The organism is Ruminiclostridium hungatei, assembly GCF_002051585.1.
Lineage (GTDB): Bacteria > Bacillota > Clostridia > Acetivibrionales > DSM-1351 > Ruminiclostridium > Ruminiclostridium hungatei.
Genome location: NZ_MZGX01000055.1, coordinates 1 through 2497 on the forward strand (window position 1 = coordinate 1; position 2497 = coordinate 2497).

The 2497-nt window shown below is 35.8% G+C and carries 3 protein-coding genes; all 3 read right to left on the reverse strand.

Going from position 1 to position 2497, the window contains the following annotated elements:
* Nucleotides 1-367 (reverse strand): RHS repeat domain-containing protein (locus tag CLHUN_RS21375; RefSeq protein ID WP_133051133.1); only part of this gene is annotated, 367 nt, incomplete at its 3' end.
* Between the two features lie 442 nt (nt 368-809).
* A complete protein-coding gene (locus CLHUN_RS21380; protein ID WP_080066706.1) occupies nt 810-1262 on the reverse strand; it encodes a hypothetical protein in 453 nt (150 codons plus the stop codon).
* A 12-nt stretch (nt 1263-1274) separates the two neighbouring features.
* The coding region (locus CLHUN_RS21385; protein ID WP_133051134.1) for an RHS repeat-associated core domain-containing protein at nt 1275-2497 on the reverse strand (1223 nt) is incomplete at its 5' end.

Here is a 2497-nt window from a genome sequence, read left to right on the forward strand (position 1 = left end):
TCACCCTGCCGTGTATGTCATTTTTGTAGCTTGTGGTTTTTCCGTTACGGTCTGTTTTTGTGGCGGCCGTTCCATTTGCATTGTAGGTGTAGGTCTCTGTTTTTGCCGGGTCATAGACGGTTGTTCCCTCTATGGTTTTTTTGCCTCCGGGATATATTTTTCTGGTTTCTTTGTTGGCAGCGTTGTATTCGTAGGCGGTTGTATTTCCCCTGCCGTCGGTCTGGGTGAGCAGGTTTCCTGCGCTCAAAGTACCGTGCTTCACAATGATAGTCCACTTTCCGCAGCAAAGCAGAATTTCATCAGAATGTGTTTTCTCGAAAGGATACACATTGGCACAGAAGTGACCTGTGCCCATTAAGTTGAACATTTATTTTCATTCAGGTGATACCATCTTTGTATGGAGGGCATTATTTCATATCCAGTTTTGCATAGGAAGGCTCGCTGAAATTGAGCGCTTAAATACACGGAAAATGTGCCTGAATGAAAATATTTCCAGCTAAATCCTTAAAATCTCACATAATATTAAGGATAAACTGGAAATATTTAAATCACGATTAATCTAAAAAGTAATAATTCACCATAATATAGACACATTAAGTCCGCCCAATCTGAGGCTAGAGCCTGCCACACGTTCTACGTGTGGTCATGACTCAATTACTTTTATTTACCCATTAGAACTTTTGAATTCGAGATTGTATGAAGTTACTATGTTTAACACGTAACTTCATACAATCTCTCATCCTTCATACCTTAAATTTTAGTTTCAAAAGCTATTTATCTTACAGTAAAAACTTCAAACACTAAAAACATCATCCTATACCTAATATTTTTTTAGCTTCTTCTCCTGACATTGGTTGAGCAAACTCATTTGCAACAATTACAAATGTTGCATCACTACCTAAATTACCATTATGTTTAGTTTCGATATCCAGGTGATCAACAGAGGCATATGAGTCTCTGTAATACTGAAGAATAAATGCAGCAATAGCACCCATCTCACTACGCGAAATTTTAACCATGTATTTTGATTCATTATAATCTATTATTGATTCATTATCCTTTTCAGATATGCTTAAATCAATACATTCTTTGGTTTTAGCAGATTTTATTGTAACGACATTTGCTTTATTAAAATCAAGTAGTTGAATTTCCATAAAAAGAGGAACAATATCATTTTGTATTACCTCTATACATAAAGACCAAGATTCATTTGTATACCTCTTAAAGCTAATACTACCCGAAATACTTATAAATCTTTTCATTGATTTTCACTCCTATTTCCAATAAAAATGCCAATTTTCTAATACTTCACCAGTTTTAGGATTAAGTCTTTCCAAATGGATATGGTTACCATTTCCATGGTCACCATTAACATCACCAGGTTTTGCACGATACTGCCACTTTCCATCATTGCTTCTAAATTTGAACTCACTAACTTTTGTTGGATTACTCCCTATCTTAGTTCTAGCTACCGACCTAGCTTCTCCTTGACTATCAAAAGTAGCACTTTTATTAACAGTATTCTTTGTTTTTGTGTCCTTAGGAAAACTGTTTTTATTGTTTAATCCTCCCCCATAAATGATACCTGCTGCTATTACAGATATTACATTATTAGATTTAATTCCAATGTCTATAGCATCAGCCATATCTGCCACTTGTGTATATGCATCGAATTGGTTTAATACTTCATCCGCATATTTGGTATTATATAAGTCTGGATTATTTTTAGCAAGTTTTTGATTATTCTCAACCCATAAATCGATTTTTGTTTTATGAGTTAATGGAAGCATTTGATATAATCCATCAGCAAAATCGTTATCGTTATAGACTCCGTAATTCTTTCTTAACAATGATGACATGCTATCATCTTTTTTAAAATTATAATTAGCATCATTTTTGCCATCTTTCCCTGTCCCATTAATACTTGTACTAGTATTAGCAATAACATTTGAAGGTTTAGCTTGGTCTATTGTCGAACTAATTGCTGAAGTTTGATAATTTTGGGGTACATTTTGCTGAATATTTTCAATTGCTTTTTTAGTATCAGTTCCATATTTAGCTTCAATATATTTCAAGTCTTGTGTTTTTTGAGCATACTCCTTTCTCGCATCTTCTGCAGCCTTATGCGCTTCTTTCATTGCTTTTGTATCATTTGAAGCCTCGGCAACCGTATACGCTTTTGACGCTTTATCAATAGCGGCTAGGGCAGCTTCACCTGCCTTAGTATTTTTATTTATTTTACTATCATTTGCTTCCGCATGCCCCGTCGGATCCACATACATCACAGGCTCATTATGGCAATACGTATACAAATTCAAACTCAGCGGGTCACCTGCATTGCCCGTATATGTATCCTCCTGCAGGAACCGGGCTGTCTTTGCATCATACATTCTGGCGTTAAGGTAGTAGAGGTCTGTTGTGCTGTCATATACATATCCTGCATAGCGGTAAGGATTGTCAACTGCCTTGCTGATTTCTGTGCCTGACGCATTGTAGT

Bases quoted from the DNA above. Each gene is read 5' to 3' on its own strand.
- CLHUN_RS21380 (WP_080066706.1), bottom strand. From the start codon at position 1,262: ATGAAAAGATTTATAAGTATTTCGGGTAGTATTAGCTTTAAGAGGTAT.